Genomic DNA, 16,258 nt, shown 5'->3' with positions numbered 1-16,258 from the left:
ACTGGGCCGCCCCGAGCGCCCCGCCTATCGGCAGCAGCGGTGGCACATGACCTGCATCCGCAGCGGTTGGTACAGGAAATGCGCGAAGACCGGTGTGTCGGTCGGGTTCCTAATGGTGCGCAGGCTGACCCAGGTGGCGATGGCGGCAAAGATCACGCCGCCGAGCGCCTGGCCGATGAGAACGCCCTCGGCGCCGAAATGCATGCCGCCCAGAACCGCCAGCGGCCATGTGCCCAGCGTGTGCCGGCCCCAGTTGACCCAGGTGGAATAGCCCGGATGGCCGAGGTTGTTGAACGTGGCGTTGGCGACGAAGATCGCGCCGTTGAAGAAGGATGCGAGCGCCAGCGGGCCACAGAAGAGATAGAGCAGCGCGCGGGCCTGGCCGGTGGCACCGAAAAGGTCTGCGATCGGGTCGCGCAGGAGGAAGAGCAAGGCCGCGACGGCGACCACGTAGACCGCGACGAAGACGAGCCCGTCGAGGAAGGTTTCGCGGACCCGGTCGAGGCGCCCTGCCCCGAAATTCTGCCCGATGATCGGCCCGATGGCGCCCGAGAGCGCCATGACGACCGCGAAGACCACCGGGATCATGCGGCTGATGATGGCCATGCCGACCACCGCCTCGGTGCCGTACTTGGCCATTTCACGGGTGACGATGGCCGAGCCCACGGGCGTGGCGATGGTGGCGAGCACGGCGGGAATGGCGATGCGCGTGGCCTCTGACCAGTCGCGGATGACGGTTTCGAGGCGCGGTTTGGCGAAGCCGTCGAAGCGGAGGATTGCCGGGTACATGGCCCAGACCATGGTGGCGAAGCGTGCCAGGACGGTGGCCCAGGCCGCGCCTTCGAGGCCGAGGCCGAGGGAGAAGATCAGGATCGGGTCCATCACCGCGTTGACGCCGGCGCCGGCGAGCGAGGGGTACATGGCGGTGCGCCCGTCGCCATGGGCGCGGATGACGGCGACGGCGGTCATCGACAGGCCCGAGAACATGGTCGTGGGCAGGATGATCCAGAGATAGGATTCCGCGAGCCGCGCCGCCTCGCCCGTGGCGCCGACGAGGCCCAGCAGGAAGGACAGGTTCGGCAGCATGAAGAGCGGCAGCAAGATGCCTGTAATCACGGAGAAAACCGCAACCGAGGTGGCGTATTCCCTGCCCTCTTCCACGCGGTCCGCGCCGATCGAGCGCGAGACCAGCGCGCCGGCGGCGATGGAGAGGCCGATATTGATGGCGCTGGCGAAGAACATCAGCGCGCTGGCATAACCGGCCGCCGCCGCGAGGGGTTCGTAGCCCAGCATGGAGATGAAGAGGATGTCGATCAGGTCGACGGCGAAGATCGCCATCAGGCCGATGGAGGTGGTGAAGGACATGGCCGAGACATGCCGCATGAGGCTGCCTTGGGTGAATATGGCGTCTGCTGTGTGGGCCATGACGGCGCCCCCTGATCCTGTTGGTCATCGGGATTTAGGGCGCGCGCGGGCGCGTGGGTATTGGGTGAAATGGCGAATAGAATGTGCGAAAACGCACGGAACTGGAATTCCATGCGTTTTCAGCGGTGTAAAAGGTGTTGTTTAGATCAGAAGAACGCCTGGAGGCCGGTCTGGGCGCGCCCGAGGATGAGAGCGTGCACATCATGGGTGCCCTCGTAGGTGTTCACCGTCTCGAGGTTGACCGCGTGGCGGATGACGTGGAACTCGCCCGAGATGCCGTTGCCGCCATGCATGTCGCGGGCCTGGCGGGCGATGTCGAGCGCCTTGCCGCAGTTGTTGCGCTTGATGAGCGAGATCATCTCGGGGGCGGCGCTGGCCTCGTCCATCAGGCGGCCGACGCGGAGGGCGGCCTGCAGGCCGAGGGTGATTTCGGTCTGCATGTCGGCCAGTTTCTTCTGGAAGAGCTGGGTGTTGGCGAGCGGGCGGCCGAATTGCTGGCGGTCGAGCCCGTATTGGCGGGCGGCGTGCCAGCAGAACTCGGCCGAGCCCATGACGCCCCAGGCGATGCCATAGCGGGCGCGGTTGAGACAGCCGAAGGGGCCCTTGAGCCCTTCCACGTTGGGCAGGAGCGCGTCTTCGCCAACCTCGACGCCTTCCATGACGATTTCACCGGTGACGGAGGCGCGGAGCGAGAGTTTCTTCTCGATTTTCGGGGCCGACAGCCCCTTCATGCCCTTTTCGAGGACGAAACCGCGGATCTTGCCGTCATGCGCCTCGGACTTGGCCCAGACGACGAAGACGTCGGCGATGGGGCTGTTCGAGATCCACATCTTGGTGCCGGTCAGGCGGTAGCCGCCCTCGGTTTTGACGGCGCGGGTCTTCATGCCCGCCGGGTCGGAGCCGGCGTCGGGTTCGGTCAGGCCGAAACAGCCGATGAGTTCGCCCGAGGCGAGGCCGGGGAGGTATTTCTGGCGCTGTTCCTCGGTGCCGTAGGCGTAGATCGGGTACATGACGAGGCTGGATTGCACCGACATCATCGAGCGGTAGCCGCTGTCGACGCGTTCGATTTCGCGGGCGACGAGGCCGTAGCTGACGTATCCGGCGCCGAGCCCGCCATATTCCTCGGGGATGGTGGTGCCCAGCAGGCCCATTTCGCCCATTTCGCGGAAGATGCCCGGATCGACGGTTTCGTTCTCGAAGGCCTCCATGACGCGGGGCTGGAGGACCTCCTGCGCGAAGGTACGGCCGCTTTCGGCGATCATCCGTTCGTCTTCTTCCAGCTGCTTGGTGAGGTAGAACGGGTCTTCCCAGTCGAAGCTGGAAAGGTTGGGCTTGTCCTTGGCGCGGATCTTGGGGGCGTCGAGGCTCATGGCGGGCTCCTTATGCGTGTTTCTCAACTTAATTGTAATGTATCGCAGGATCGGGGTAAGAAACAGCGAGTATTCCGCATCAATATATGAGTGAATCGCATATATGCCCCCTGCCCCGCGCCGTTTTCTGCCCTCGACCGCCGCGCTGCGCGCGCTGGAGGCGCTGGACCGGCTGGGCAGCGTCACGGCGGCGGCGGAGGATCTGAACCTGACGCAGGGCGCGGTGAGCCGGCAATTGCAGGCGCTGGAGGAGCAGTTGGGTGTGCCGCTGGTGATCCGCCAGGGGCGCCGGGTGGTGCTGACGCCCGAGGCCGCGCATTACGCCAGCGACATTCGCGGGGCGTTGCAGAAGATCACGCAGGCGTCGCTCCGGCTGACGGTGAACCCGACGGGCGGGAGCTTGGACCTGGCGATCTTGCCGACCTTCGGGATGCGCTGGCTGGTGCCAAGGCTGTCGGATTTCGCAAGGCGGCATCCGGAGGTGACGATCAACCTTACAACGCGGTTGCGGCCGTTCAACTTTGCCTCGGAACCCTTTGATGCGGCGATACATTTCGGGAAAGCGGACTGGCCCGGGGCGGCATCGATGAAGCTCAGACCGGAGGCGGTGGTGGCGGTGTGTGCGCCGGAGGTTTTGGCGGGGTCACATCCCCAACGGGCGGAGGATCTGTTGCGGTTGCCGCTTCTGCATATCGAGACGCGGCCCGAGGCGTGGGCGGCGTGGTTTGCCGAGCACGGCGTCGAGGCGGCGCAGGTGACGGGGCAGATCTATGACCAGTTTTCCACGATCACGCAGGCGGCGCTGCACGGTCTGGGGGTGGCGCTGTTGCCGGATTACCTTGCAGAACAGGATCTTGCGACGGGACGTTTATGCAAGGCCTGGGGCGGGCCCACCCCCTCGCCCGGGGCGTATCACCTTGTCTGGCCAGTCGAGAAATCGGGCGACCGGGCGCTGCTCAAGTTCCGCGACTGGCTGGCGACGCAGACCGAGGATGACGAGCGGCTGCCGCGGTGAGGATTACGGGGCGGAGGGGGGCACGCGCCGGCGGGCGGCGTCGGTGTTGTGGACCCGCCCTGCCCTTGCGTCTTCCTGTCCGCGTTTGACGGAGGCGATGACCGCCTCTTCCTCGGCAGGGCAGTGTACGAGGGTCTCGTTGCCGAGAGGGCGTTCTTTCAAACTCGCCTTGGTCTTGGCATGGGTATGGAAGGTCACGGTGGCGCGGTGGGGCATGGTGGCTTTCAGTGTGTCGGATTTTTTCACTGTAAAGCGGTGCTCCGGGCTCGGATAAGGTGCGAAATCTTGAAAAGATTTCGATCCGATTTCTTTTCAAGAAATCGGGTTGGGGTCTGTGCGCAAAGGGTGCCGAAATCTTGAAAAGATTTCGGTCCGAATTCTTTTGAAGAATTCGGGGCCGGTCAGCCGAGGGCGTAGCCTGCCCCGCGGACCGTGCGCAGGGGATCCTGGCCGCCGTGCTGGCAGAGCGCCTTGCGCAGGCGACCGATATGGACGTCGACGGTGCGGGTGTCGACATAGATGTCGCGGCCCCAGACGCGGTCGAGCAGTTGCTCGCGGCTCCAGACCCGGCCCGGCTTCTCCATGAAAGTCGACAGCAGGCGGAATTCCGTCGGCCCCAGCTTCAGGAGGTTGCCGTCGCGGGTGACGCGGTGGGTCTCTGAATCGAGCAGGATATCCTCGTATTCCAGCCGCTCGCCCACGGTCGAGGGCCGCGTGCGGCGCAGTTGCGCGCGCACGCGGGCCATCAGTTCGATGACCGAGTAGGGTTTGACGACATAATCGTCGGCGCCGGTCTCGAGCCCGCGGACACGGTCGACCTCTTCCGAGCGGGCCGAGATCATGATGATCGGCACGCCGCGGGTGGAGGCGCGGGTTTTCAGCTGGCGGCAAACCTCGATGCCGGAGACGTTCGGCAGCATCCAGTCGAGCAGGATGATGTCGGGCGCCGCCTCGTCGACGAGCATCAGCGCCTCCTCGCCGTTCTCGGCGCGGGTGACGGCGAAGCCGTCGGCTTCGAGGTTGTAGGCCAGCACTTCGCGCTGTGCGGGTTCGTCTTCGACCAGAAGAACGCTGGGTTGTTCAGAGGCCATCTTTTCGGGTCCTGTTCACTGCCTCATGCCGGTGCGACATTGGGATCGGTCGAGGTGCGGTCATCCTTGGGGCGTTTGTCGTCGGGAACTTCGCCGGTCACCAGGTAGATGACCTGTTCGGCGATGTTGGTGGCATGGTCGCCCATCCGCTCGGTGTTCTTGGCGATGAAATGCAGATGCATGCAGGCGGTGATGTTGCGCGGGTCTTCCATCATGAAGGTGAGGAATTCGCGGAAGAGCGCATTGTACATCTGGTCGACGTCTTCATCGCGGTGGATGACCGCGTTGGCGGTGGCGGCATCGCGCTGGACGAAGGCGTCGAGCACGTCCTTGAGCATGCGCTCGACCTCTTTCGCCATGCGGCGGATCGAGGCGGTGGCGCCGTGGATCTGGGCCATCTGGCTGAGCACGGTGGTGCGCTTGGCCATGTTCTTGGCGTAGTCGCCGATGCGCTCGAGATTGGCGGCGATCTTCATGACGCAGAGGATCACGCGCAGGTCGACCGCCGCCGGCTGGCGGATGGCGATGATGCGGGCGGCTTCCTCGTTGATCTGTTCCTCGAGCTCGTCGATGGCGCGGTCGTTGTCGCGCACCTCCTCGGCGAGCTCCTCGTCGCGGGTTTCGAGCGAGGTGGCGGCCTTGAGGATGGCGTCTTCGACCAGACCGCCCATCTTCATGATCAGCGCCTGGATCGTTTCGAGATCCCGGTCGAAGGCCGAGGCGATATGTGTATCGATCATGTCTGCTCCTTACCCGATACGGCCGGTGATGTAGCTTTCCGTCCGCTCGTCCTGGGGGTTGGTGAAGATCTGGCCGGTCTCGCCGAATTCTACCAGATTTCCGAGGTGGAAGAATGCCGTCTTCTGGCTGACGCGGGCGGCCTGCTGCATCGAGTGGGTGACGATGATGACCGAGTAGTTGGTGCGCAGCTCGTCGATGAGTTCCTCGACCTGGCTGGTGGCGATGGGGTCGAGGGCCGAGCAGGGCTCGTCCATCAGCAGCACTTCGGGCTCGGTCGCCACGGCGCGGGCGATGCAGAGGCGCTGTTGCTGGCCGCCGGAGAGGCCGGTGCCGGGGGCGTGAAGCCTGTCCTTGACCTCGTTCCAGATGGCGCCGCGGCGGAGCGACTTCTCGACGATCTCGTCGAGGTCGGCCTTGTTCTTGGCGAGCCCGTGGATGCGGGGGCCGTAGGCGATGTTGTCGTAGATCGACTTGGGGAACGGGTTGGGCTTCTGGAACACCATGCCCACCTTGGCGCGCAGCTGCACCGGGTCGACCTTCTTGTCGTAGATGTCCTGGCCGTCGAGCAGGATGTCGCCCTCGACGCGGCAGACGTCGATGGTGTCGTTCATCCGGTTCAGGCAGCGCAGGAAGGTGGATTTGCCGCAGCCCGACGGACCGATGAAGGCCGTGACGGTCTTGTCCTCGATATCGACATCCACGTCCTTGATGGCGTGGGTGTCGCCGTAATAGACCTGCACCTTGCGGGCGGAGAACTTGGTTTCGTTCTTGGTCACGGTTCTCTCCGTATTTGGGGTGTCATACATGAGGTCTGTCCTTGATTACCAGCGGCGCTCGAAGCGGCGGCGCAGAATGATGGCGAGAATGTTCATCGTGAGCAGGAAGATCAGGAGGATGATGATCCCGCCCCAGGCCTTTTCGTAGAAGGCCACGTCGGCGCGGGCCGCCCAGGTGTAGATCTGGGCCGGCATGGCCGAGTTCGGGTCGGTGAAGCCCGACACGATGCCCTCGGGATAGCCGCGGGCGACGAAGCCCACCATGCCGATCAGCAGGAGCGGCGCGGTTTCGCCCAGGGCCTGGGCGAGGCCGATGATGGTGCCCGTCAGGATCCCCGGCATGGCCAGCGGCAGGACGTGGTGGAACACCGCCTGCATCTTGGAGGCGCCGACGCCGAGAGCCGCGTCGCGGATGGACGGCGGGACCGCCTTGAGCGAGGCGCGGGTCGAGATGATGATCGTCGGCAGGGTCATCAGGGTCAGCACCAGGCCGCCCACCAGCGGGGCCGATTGCGGCAGGTGCATGAACTGGATGAAGACCGCGAGGCCGAGGATGCCGAAGACGATCGAGGGCACCGCGGCGAGGTTGGAGATGTTCACCTCGATCAGGTCGGTGAACTTGTTCTGGGGGGCGAATTCCTCGAGGTAGATCGAGGCCGCGACGCCGATGGGCAGCGACAGTGCCAGCACCACCAGCATCATGAAGAACGAGCCCACCACTGAGGCGCCGATGCCGGCCCCGCCGGGGTTGTCGACGCCGGAGTCGGTACCGGTGATGAAGGTCCAGTTGAAGGCGGACTTCATGATGCCGGCCTCGTGCAGCGCGTCGACGATGTCGAGATCGGTCTTCATCAGGAAGCGGCTGTCCTGCATGCCTTCGCGGGTCACGCGGCCGTTGAAATAGCCGTCGACGCGCGAGGAGGCGGCGAGTTCGAAGCGGACCGGTTCGCCGATCATGTTCGAATTGCCCTGGTAGTATTCGCGGATCGTGCCGCCGGTCTTGCCGAGCAGGCGCTCGATGGCGTCGGCGTCGAAATCCACCTCGAGGCCGCGTTCGTTGAGCTGGGCTTCGAGCTTGGAAATGAACAGGTCCTGGTAGGCCTTGGTCTTGAAGAGCTCGCTTTCGGCGCTGTCGATTTCCTCTTGCGAGAGGGTGAATTCGACGTCGACCACCGTCTTGGTGAAGGCCGGGGCGCCGGAGCGGACGATGGCGATCGCCAGCACGACGAGGAAGAAGAGGCCGATGCCGATGGCGATCATGCCGTAGGCCTGGAAGCGCTTCTCGGCGGCGTTGCGGCGTTTGGTACGGGCATCCCGGGCGGTGAGCGAGTTGCTCTTGCCGGCGCCGTCGCCGTTCAGGGTCGCGTCGGTCATTCGTATTGCTCCCGGTATTTGCGCACGATGTAGAGCGCGAAGATGTTGAGGCAGAGCGTGATGACGAAGAGCGTCATGCCGAGGGCGAAGGCGACGAGCGCCTCGGGAGAGGCGAAGTCGGCGTCGCCGGTGAGCTGGCTGACGATCTTGGCGGTGACGGTGGTCATCGCCTCGAAGGGGTTGAGCGAGAGCCGGGCCGCGGCCCCTGCCCCGAGCACCACGATCATGGTCTCGCCGATGGCGCGCGAGGCGGCCAGAAGGATGGCGCCGACGATGCCCGGCAGTGCCGCCGGCAGCACCACCTGGCGGATGGTTTCCGACTTGGTGGCGCCGAGGCCGTAGGAGCCGTCGCGCATGGCCTGCGGGACCGAGTTGATGATGTCATCGCTGAGCGAGGAGACGAAGGGGATGAGCATGATGCCCATGACGAGCCCCGCCGTCATCACCGCGGTGCCGGCCTGCATCCAGCCCAGCCCGTCATCGCCGAAGAATTTCAGCAGCAGCGGGCCGACCGTCAGCAGGGCGAAGAGGCCGTAGACGATGGTGGGGATGCCAGCCAGAACCTCGAGCATCGGCTTGGCGAAGGCGCGGACGCGCGGGCTGGCGTATTCCGAGAGATAGATGGCGGCGAAGAGGCCGATGGGGACCGCCACGGCGAGCGCCACGATGGAGATGTAGAACGTGCCCCAGAGGAGCGGCAGAACGCCGAGTTCGGAGCTGCCGCCGCGGCCCGAGAAGCTGGGCGCCCAGTTGAGGCCGAAGAAGAAATCGGCGGCCGGGTAGAGGCGGAAGAACTCGATGGTGTTGAAGACGAGCGACAGGACGATGCCGACGGTGGTCAGGATGGCGATGGAGGCCGCGCCGACGAGGATGGCGCGAACGCCATGTTCCACCACGTTGCGGGCGCGGAAGTCGGCCTGGCTTTCCTTGAGGCCGTAGAGGAAGCCCAGCACCGACAGGATCAGCACCGCGACGGTCATGATCGTGTTGCCGGTGGCGTTCATCACCCGGTAGCTTTGCGCGGCGCGCAGAATGGGCTGGGTGAGCTCGGAGGTGACGACCTGCCCGGCTTCGCGGAGCTGCTCGCCGATCTGGGCGGGGTCTGCCTCGTCGCTGCGGGCGTAATCCTCGGTGATCATGCCCTGCCCCACGATGACGTCGAGCCCGTCGGCGGCGCGGCGCACCTCGGCCATGACCAGCCCGAGCGATGAGCCTTCCCTGACCGAGTTTTCGGGGATCATCCCCGAGACCGCGTTGTTGACGTAGAGCGGCTGGATCAGCAGCCAGGCGATCAGCAGCAGGAAGGCCGGAACGATGGCCTTCAGCGCGACGTTCGAGCCGTAATAGGATGGCAGCGAGTGCAGCTGGCGGCTGTCGCCCCCGGCGCTGGCGACGGCGCGCTGCCGGCCCAGAACGTAGCCCGCCACCGCGATCGCAAGCACGATCAAGATGAGCCAGAGTAAAGGCATGTGCCCCCCATCCTTCTTGTCTCTGAAAAGGGTCTAAAAGAGGTTCGGGGGGCGGCGAAATGCGCCGCCCCCAGGTCAGGCAGAGCCTGATTACATGCTGCCGCCCATGGTCTTTTCTTCTTCGACCACGGCCTGGGTGTCGGCCAGTTCCGGATCGGCGACGAGGCCGTAGTTGGAGAGCGGGCCGCCCGGGCCGGCGATCTCGTCGGCGACGAAGAACTGGGCGTATTCTTTCAGGCCGGGGATCACGCCGATATGGGCTTTCTTCACGTAGAAGAACAGCGGGCGCGAGACCGGGTATTCGCCCGAGGCGATGGTCTCGGTCGAGGGCGAGATGCCGCCCATGGTGGCAACTTTGAGCTTGTCGGTGTTGTTCTCGTAGAACGCCAGGCCGAACACGCCGATGCCGTTGGTGTTGGCGTCGATGCGGGCGAGGGTTTCGGTGTAGTCACCGTCGATGTCGACCGATTTGCCGTCGGTGCGCACGTCGAGGCAGGCATCCTCGGCGTCGTCCTCGTTCATGCCGCCATCCATCATGGCTTTCATGGCGCCGGTGTCTTCGCAGCCCTTCAGGAGGACCTTGTCTTCGAAGACTTCGCGGGTGCCGTGCTTGGTGCCCGGGATGAACATGGCGATCTCGGCGTCGGGCAGATCGCTGTTGAAGTCGGCCCAGTTGGTGTGCGGGTTGTCGACGACTTTGCCGTCAACCATGACCTTGGCGCCGATGGCGTTGAAGATGTCGGAAGGCTCGAACGCGGTGAATTCGGGGCCCGACTGCTGGCTGGCGAAGACGATGCCGTCATAGCCGATGCGGACTTCGATGATGTCGGTGACGCCGTTTTCGGCGCAGGCCTTGATTTCCTTTTCGCGGATGGCGCGCGAGGCGTTGGCGACGTCGATGGTGTTTTCGCCCACGCCTTCGCAGAAGCGCTTGAGGCCGGCCGACGAGCCGCCCGATTCCACGACCGGGGTCGGGAAGTCGGTGTTTTCGCCGAAGAGTTCGGCGACGATCGAGGCATACGGCAGAACGGTCGAGGACCCGGCGACCTGCACGTTGTCACGTGCGGCGGCAGCGGTGGCGGAAACGGCAGCGATCGCCAGCGAGGAGGCGGTCAGTTTCACAAAGGACATAGATAGCTCCTGATTTCGGTTTGCGAGGCCACAACAGCAGATGGCCTTGGGCGTTCTGCTAGACCCCGCCCGCGACGCTTTTGTTACAGGTTTGTAACGGTTTTATGACGGTTCAGAAGTTGTTAGGGAAATTCGCCGTACTGACGCGGGGTCGGCCTTTTCAGATCGGGCTCAGCGCGGCTGTTGCGCGTGGTCACGCGGCAGGACGACCCGGAAATCGCTGCCCTCGCCGGGGCGCGATTCGATTCGCAGGCGGCCGCGGTGGCGGCCGACGATGTGCTTGACGATGGCGAGGCCGAGCCCGGTGCCGCCCATGGCGCGCGAGCGGTGGCTGTCGACGCGGTAGAAGCGTTCGGTCAGGCGGGGGATGTGGACCGGGTCGATGCCCGGCCCATCGTCGCGCACCGAGATGACGGCGGCGGGCCCGCGCACCAGCGGCTCCTGCTCGGTGGTGGTCAGGGAGACATGCACCGTCTTGCCCTGCCCGCCATACTTGATGGCGTTCTCGGTCAGGTTGGTGATCACCTGCTGAAGCTGGTCGGTGTCACCGGGCACGATGATCGGGGTTTCCGGCAGGTCGGTGGTGAGGGTAACGCCGTTTTCCTCGGCGACCGGCGTGAGGGCGTGGCGGACGCTGCCGATCAGGCGGCAGAGGTCGACCGGGTCGGTGGGGCGGACGCGTTCCTGTTCCTCGACCCGGCTGAGCGAGAGGAGGTCGCGGACGAGCCGTTCCATCCGCTGGGCCTCGTCCTGCATGGTGCCGAGAAAGCGTTCGGAGGCCGCCGCGTCGCCTTTGGCGGGGCCGCGCAGGGTTTCGATGAAGCCCAGCAGCGCCGTCAGGGGGCTGCGGAGTTCGTGGCTGACATTGGCGACGAAGTCGCGGCGCATCTGGCCGGCCTGCTCCATGTGTGTGACATCCTCGAAGCAGACCAGCACGCCGCGGCCGGCCTCGGTGTCGACCGCCGAGCAGGTGACGACGAAGGTGGTGTCCTGGGTGCCGTCGGAGGAGAGGTAGCGGGTGGTGCGCGGCTGGCTGTCGCGCAGGCAGGCCTCGATCGCGTCGAGGATGGCGGGCTGGCGCAGGGCGGTGATGAAGTGGCGGCCGGTGATGGTCGGCCCCAGCAGCTGAAGCGCGCGGTCATTGGCGCCGAGGATGCGCTCGCCCCGGCCGATCAGGACCGAGGGGAGCGGGATGGCGCCCAGGAGCGACGAGATGTTGTCGGCGTTCATCGCCTGTCGCTGCCCCCGTCAGACTTCCTTGAGACCGTCGCGGTAGCGGCGCATGTTTTCCTGGTAGTGGACCGCGCCGTAGGTGACCGCTTCGAGGGCCTTGTCGTCGAGCTGGCGGACGACCTTGCCCGGCGCGCCCATGACGAGGCTGCCATCGGGGATTTCCTTGCCCTCGGTCACCAGCGCGCCGGCGCCGATCAGGCAGTTGTTGCCGATCTTCGCGCCGTTGAGGATGGTGGCGCCCATGCCGATGAGGGTGTTGTTACCGAGCGTGCAGCCATGCAGCATGACCTTGTGGCCGATGGTGCAGTTCTCGCCCACGGTCAGGGGGTAGCCCATGTCGGTATGCATGACGCAGTTTTCCTGCACGTTCGAGCCGCGGCCGATGGTGATGGGCTCGTTGTCGCCGCGGAGCGTGGCGCCGAACCAGACGGAGGCGCCTTCCTCGAGGATCACCTGCCCGATCAGGTTGGCATCGGGGGCGACCCAGGTGTCATCTGCCAGTTGCGGGGTGTGGCCGTCGAGCGAATAGATGGTCATGTGTTGTCCTCGAATTCCTGTTGGAGTTTCTGCACATGGGCGTTGAGGCCCGGCTGCTGGATGCGCTTGAGCCGGGCCGCCGTGACGATGCTCTTGAGCTTTTCGTCGGTGGCGTCGAGATCGTCGTTGATGAGCACGTAGCTGTATTCGCCCCAGTGGCTGATCTCGTCCCAGCTTTTCTGCATCCGCTTGGCGACCACGTCGGGCGCGTCCTGGCCGCGCTTGACGAGGCGGGCGCGCAGCTCGGCGATGGAGGGGGGCAGGATGAAGATCGAGAGCGTATGCTGGCCGAGGGCCGAGTTCTGGATCTGCTGGGCGCCCTGCCAGTCGATGTCGAAGAGCACGTCGCGCCCCTGCCCTATGGCCTCTTCGACGGGCCCGCGCGGCGAGCCGTAGAAATTGCCGAAGACGTGGGCATGTTCGAGCATCTGGCCGGCGTTGACCGCGCGCTTGAAATTGGTCTCGGTCATGAAGTGGTAATCCTGCCCGTCGACCTCGCCCTCGCGCGGGGTGCGGGTGGTGGCGGAGACCGAGAAGGAGATCGTGTCGTCCCAGTCGCGCAGGCGCCGCGACAGGGTGGATTTGCCCGCGCCAGAGGGCGAGGACAGGATGATCAGAAGCCCGCGCCGTTCAGCCATGTGCACCCTGCCCTTTCATTGTTCTGAAAATACTCACATCCGACATGTGCGGTTGCGGGCCGTCATTCGACATTCTGCACCTGCTCGCGCATCTGGTCGATCACGGTCTTGAGTTCGAGCCCCGTGGCGGTGAGCGCCTTGTTCTGCGCCTTGGAACACAGCGTGTTGGCCTCGCGGTTGAATTCCTGCGACAGGAAATCGAGCTTGCGGCCCACCGGGCTGCCGGCGGCGAGGAGGTCGCGGGCGGCGGCGACATGGGCGCGCAGGCGGTCGAGTTCCTCGGTGACGTCGGCCTTGACCGCGATCAGCGCCATTTCCTGGGCGATGCGGGCCTCGTCGGCGGTGTCCGCCGTTTCCATGACGCGGGCGAGCGCGGCTTTGAAGGCCTGTTCCATTTCCGGTTTGCGGGCCTCGGCGGCTTGCGCGGCCGCGTCGGTGAGCCGTTCGATATCGTCGAGCTGGGCGGTGAGGACGGCCGCGAGTGCCCGGCCTTCGGTCGCGCGCATGTCGAGGAAGGCGGCGAGGACGGTTTCGAAATCGGCCAGCAGCGTCTTGCAGAGGGCGGTGGTGTCGTCCTCGCCCGCGCCGGTGTCGAGCACGCCACGCAGGCCGAGGAGATCGGCCGCCGTGGCCGGGGCCAGGGTGACGCCGCGGGCCATCGCCCGGTTTTCCACCTCGGCCATGGCGGTGAGCACATCTTCGAGCTGGGCCGCGTTGACGGCGAGCGCCCCTGCCCCGTCGTCGCGCACGAGCCGGAGGTTGAGGCTGACATTGCCGCGCCCGAGGGCCTTGCCCGCGCGGGCGCGCAGCCCCGCTTCGAGCCCGTCGACCCAGTCGGGCACGCGCAGGCGCAGGTCGAGCCCCTTGCCGTTGACGCTGCGCATTTCCCATGTCCAGGAAAAGCCGTCCTGCGCGCCCTTGGCCGCAGCGAAAGCCGTCATTGATCTGAGCACGCGGGTCCTCCTGCCATGCCCCTGCCGGGCGCGTTTCCGGGTTCGTCCTAGCCATTCGCTTGGACGAGGGCAAGCGCGGCGGCGGGGCAGCGAAACGTTGCCGGGCCCCGGAAAGCGTTAACCATTTATTAATATTTCAGGCGCCTTCTCGGGGAAATCATGTAAAATCGTATGCATACGCAAGCCATCATGCCAGCGCCGCACCGGTCATAGCTGGGCGAAGACCCGCAAGAGGGCAAGACGATGAGTGACGAGACAGACACATCCGACGACGTGATCGAGCTTTCGGCGAGCCGCCCTGGCGACGGTCGGGATACGAGGAAGCTGCTTGCATACTGGTTGGGCCTGCAGGACGGGCGGACCGTGCCGAAGCGGGCCGATATCGACCCGAGGCGAATCGAGGGGTTGCTGTCGGATACGTTCATCCTGGAGCGGATCGCGCCGGGGCTGGCGCGGTTCCGGGTGGCCGGGGCGAACCTGGCCGAGCTGATGGGCATGGATGTGCGGGGTATGCCGGTGAGCAGTTTCATCAACCCCGAGGGGCGCGAGGCTTTTGCCGGGGCGCTGGCGCGGCTGTTCGAAGAGCCGGCGACGGTGCAGCTTGACCTGGTGTCGGCCTCGGGTTTCGGTCAGCCCAAGCTGACGGGCCGGATGCTGTTGCTGCCGCTGCGCAGCGACCTTGGCGACGTGAGCCGGGCGATCGGCTGCCTGGTGGCCGATGGCCGGCCGGGCCGTGTGCCGCGGCGGTTCGATGTGGCCCGCATGCGGGTGGCGCCGGTGGATGGCGGCCCGGTCGAGGTGAGGCGGCCCGAGCCGGCGCCGCGGCCCGTTCCCGTGAAGCGGGGCCCGCCGCATCTGCGGCTGGTGACGAGCAACTAGCGACTCGTTTTGTCGCAAACCCGACAGGTCTGCGCGTTTTCGGGCTTTCGGGGGCGACGTGCGCGGCCTAGCCTGCGGCGAAATTCCTTTGCTTCAGGATGCGCCCCATGGCCCTTGTCTCTTCCGTTACCGCCACCCCGTTGCGCCTTCCGTTGCGCCAGCCCTACATCTGGTCGCAGGGGGTCGAGGATGCGTTCACCATCAACCTGATCACCATGACCTGCGAGGATGGCACGGTGGGCTATGGCGAGACGCCCGCCGCGCCGGATGCCGATGCGCAGAAGATCGTGCTGGAGAAGCTGGGCCGGGGCCTGGTGGGGCGGTCGGTGTTCGATATCGCCGAGGGGTTGCAGGACGCCTATCGCGCGCATTTCCTTGTGTTCGGTGGCAATATGCCGAGATATTTCAACCAGTTGCGGAACGCTCTTGAGACGGCCGCGCTGGATGCGCAGGGCAAGGTTCTGGGCCGGCCGGTGTGGGATCTGCTTGGCGGGGCGGTGCGCAAAGACGTGGGGTATTTCCACTTCCTGCAAGGCAAGACGCCCGAGGCGCTGGCCGAGGATGCCGCCGCCGCGGTGGCCGAGGGACAGCCGATATTGTACCTGAAGGTGGGTGTTGGGGCCGAGCATGACATGGCCGCGGTGCGTGCCGTGCGGGAGGTGGCGCCGGAGGCCCGGCTGCGGCTCGATGCGAACGAGGCATGGGATCAGTCGGTGGCGCTGCGGATGATCGCGCGGCTGGCCCCCTATGACATCGAGTATATCGAGCAGCCGACCGCCAGCACCTCTCAGGCGGCGCTGGCGCATGTGGCGGCGCGCTCTCCCATCGCGATCGGGGCGGATCAGAGCGTGTTTACGTTGCAGGAGGTCTATACGGCGGCCGCCGTGCATCGGGCCGACATGATTGCCGTGGGGCCGCGCGAAATCGGGGGCTTGCGGCCGCTGATGAAGGCGGCGGCGGTGGCCGAGGCGGCGGGGGTGCCGTTGTGCATCCACTCCTCGATGACGACGGGCATCACCACCTGTGCCGAGCATCACGCGGCGCGCGCCATTCCGAACCTCGACGACGGCAACCAGATCATGTGGCAGCTGCTGGCCGAGGATATCGTCGAGGCGCCCGACCTAGCGCCCAAGAAGGGCCGGCTGGCATTGGAGGCCAAGCCGGGGCTGGGGTTCACGCTGAAGGAAGACGTGATTGCCGCGGCCGCCGAGCGGCACCGCACGCACGCCGGCTGATCAGCCGACCATCGGCGTCATCAGCTCGACCTCTTCGCCGTCTTCGATGGCGGTGTAGAAGCAGGTGCGCCGGTTGGTGTGGCAGGCGGGCCCGTATTGGTGGACCCGGACGAGGATGCAGTCGCGGTCGCAATCGACGCGAAGCTCCGCCAGTTCCTGGACGTGGCCGCTGGTTTCGCCCTTGACCCAGAAGGACTGGCGCGAGCGGCTCCAATAGGTGACGCGGCCGGTGTCGAGGGTGCGCTCGACCGCTTCGGCGTTCATCCAGGCGAGCATCAGCACCTCGCCGGTCTCGGCGTCTTGTGCGATGGCCGGTAACAGGCCGTCATCGTTGAATTTCAGCGTCTTTGCGTCGAATGCCATGTCGGAAAACCCTTTCCGTCTGCCTCAT

17 protein-coding genes are annotated in these 16,258 nt (G+C 65.7%); 3 read left to right on the top strand and 14 right to left on the bottom strand.

The genetic code is table 11. The annotated features are described in order from the left end of the window. Positions 1-24 precede the first annotated feature (24 nt). Together RIdsm_RS13330 and RIdsm_RS13325 are read right to left on the bottom strand one after the other, a co-directional pair. Positions 25-1,425, bottom strand: a complete 1,401-nt coding sequence (locus RIdsm_RS13330) for an MATE family efflux transporter (RefSeq protein WP_057815470.1) — start codon at positions 1,423-1,425, stop codon at positions 25-27. A 146-nt stretch (positions 1,426-1,571) separates the two neighbouring features. Further along, a complete protein-coding gene (locus RIdsm_RS13325) occupies positions 1,572-2,795 on the bottom strand; it encodes an acyl-CoA dehydrogenase (protein WP_057815471.1) in 1,224 nt (407 codons plus the stop codon). A 103-nt stretch (positions 2,796-2,898) separates the two neighbouring features. Here RIdsm_RS13325 and RIdsm_RS13320 point away from each other — a divergent pair, with 103 nt between their 5' ends. Continuing rightward, positions 2,899-3,810, top strand: a complete 912-nt coding sequence (locus tag RIdsm_RS13320; protein WP_057815473.1) for a LysR family transcriptional regulator — start codon at positions 2,899-2,901, stop codon at positions 3,808-3,810. A 3-nt stretch (positions 3,811-3,813) separates the two neighbouring features. Here the strand turns inward: RIdsm_RS13320 and RIdsm_RS13315 are convergent, their stop codons facing one another. The 11 genes from RIdsm_RS13315 to RIdsm_RS13265 form a co-directional block, all read right to left on the bottom strand. Continuing rightward, positions 3,814-4,026 carry a hypothetical protein gene (locus RIdsm_RS13315; RefSeq protein WP_057815474.1) on the bottom strand — a complete coding sequence of 71 codons (213 nt, stop codon included), beginning with the start codon at positions 4,024-4,026 and terminating at the stop codon, positions 3,814-3,816. 185 nt (positions 4,027-4,211) lie between these two features. After that, complete coding sequence (phoB, locus tag RIdsm_RS13310; protein WP_057815475.1) at positions 4,212-4,901, bottom strand: phosphate regulon transcriptional regulator PhoB; 690 nt, start codon at positions 4,899-4,901, stop codon at positions 4,212-4,214. Between the two features lie 23 nt (positions 4,902-4,924). Next, a complete protein-coding gene (gene phoU / locus RIdsm_RS13305) occupies positions 4,925-5,641 on the bottom strand; it encodes a phosphate signaling complex protein PhoU (protein WP_057815477.1) in 717 nt (238 codons plus the stop codon). A gap of 9 nt (positions 5,642-5,650) precedes the next feature. Beyond that, a complete protein-coding gene (gene pstB / locus RIdsm_RS13300) occupies positions 5,651-6,448 on the bottom strand; it encodes a phosphate ABC transporter ATP-binding protein PstB (RefSeq protein ID WP_057815478.1) in 798 nt (265 codons plus the stop codon). A 15-nt stretch (positions 6,449-6,463) separates the two neighbouring features. Further along, complete coding sequence (gene pstA / locus RIdsm_RS13295; RefSeq protein WP_057815479.1) at positions 6,464-7,792, bottom strand: phosphate ABC transporter permease PstA; 1,329 nt, start codon at positions 7,790-7,792, stop codon at positions 6,464-6,466. Beyond that, complete coding sequence (pstC, locus tag RIdsm_RS13290; RefSeq protein ID WP_057815480.1) at positions 7,789-9,261, bottom strand: phosphate ABC transporter permease subunit PstC; 1,473 nt, start codon at positions 9,259-9,261, stop codon at positions 7,789-7,791. The genes pstA and pstC overlap by 4 nt, the downstream gene beginning before the upstream one ends. A 90-nt stretch (positions 9,262-9,351) precedes the next feature. Next, complete coding sequence (locus RIdsm_RS13285; RefSeq protein ID WP_057815482.1) at positions 9,352-10,392, bottom strand: substrate-binding domain-containing protein; 1,041 nt, start codon at positions 10,390-10,392, stop codon at positions 9,352-9,354. A gap of 171 nt (positions 10,393-10,563) precedes the next feature. Beyond that, positions 10,564-11,622 carry a sensor histidine kinase gene (locus RIdsm_RS13280; protein WP_057815484.1) on the bottom strand — a complete coding sequence of 353 codons (1,059 nt, stop codon included), beginning with the start codon at positions 11,620-11,622 and terminating at the stop codon, positions 10,564-10,566. 18 nt (positions 11,623-11,640) lie between these two features. Further along, positions 11,641-12,162 carry a gamma carbonic anhydrase family protein gene (locus RIdsm_RS13275; protein ID WP_057815485.1) on the bottom strand — a complete coding sequence of 174 codons (522 nt, stop codon included), beginning with the start codon at positions 12,160-12,162 and terminating at the stop codon, positions 11,641-11,643. After that, entirely contained in the window at positions 12,159-12,800 is a 642-nt protein-coding gene (gmk, locus tag RIdsm_RS13270) for a guanylate kinase (protein WP_057815487.1), read from the bottom strand. The genes RIdsm_RS13275 and gmk overlap by 4 nt, the downstream gene beginning before the upstream one ends. Positions 12,801-12,862: 62 nt before the next feature. Beyond that, positions 12,863-13,741, bottom strand: a complete 879-nt coding sequence (locus tag RIdsm_RS13265; protein WP_057815489.1) for a YicC/YloC family endoribonuclease — start codon at positions 13,739-13,741, stop codon at positions 12,863-12,865. 255 nt (positions 13,742-13,996) lie between these two features. Here RIdsm_RS13265 and RIdsm_RS13260 point away from each other — a divergent pair, with 255 nt between their 5' ends. Together RIdsm_RS13260 and RIdsm_RS13255 are read left to right on the top strand one after the other, a co-directional pair. Continuing rightward, on the top strand, positions 13,997-14,632 hold the full coding sequence (locus RIdsm_RS13260) for a PAS domain-containing protein (RefSeq protein WP_057815491.1): 636 nt from the start codon (positions 13,997-13,999) through the stop codon (positions 14,630-14,632). Positions 14,633-14,739: 107 nt separating this feature from the next. Then, complete coding sequence (locus RIdsm_RS13255) at positions 14,740-15,867, top strand: mandelate racemase/muconate lactonizing enzyme family protein (RefSeq protein WP_057815493.1); 1,128 nt, start codon at positions 14,740-14,742, stop codon at positions 15,865-15,867. Here the strand turns inward: RIdsm_RS13255 and hisI are convergent, their stop codons facing one another. Beyond that, on the bottom strand, positions 15,868-16,230 hold the full coding sequence (hisI, locus tag RIdsm_RS13250) for a phosphoribosyl-AMP cyclohydrolase (protein ID WP_057815495.1): 363 nt from the start codon (positions 16,228-16,230) through the stop codon (positions 15,868-15,870). Positions 16,231-16,258: the final 28 nt, after the last annotated feature.

This window comes from Roseovarius indicus (genome assembly GCF_008728195.1).
Taxonomy (GTDB): Bacteria; Pseudomonadota; Alphaproteobacteria; order Rhodobacterales; family Rhodobacteraceae; genus Roseovarius; species Roseovarius indicus.
This window is presented reverse-complemented; position numbering and strand designations above follow the sequence as displayed.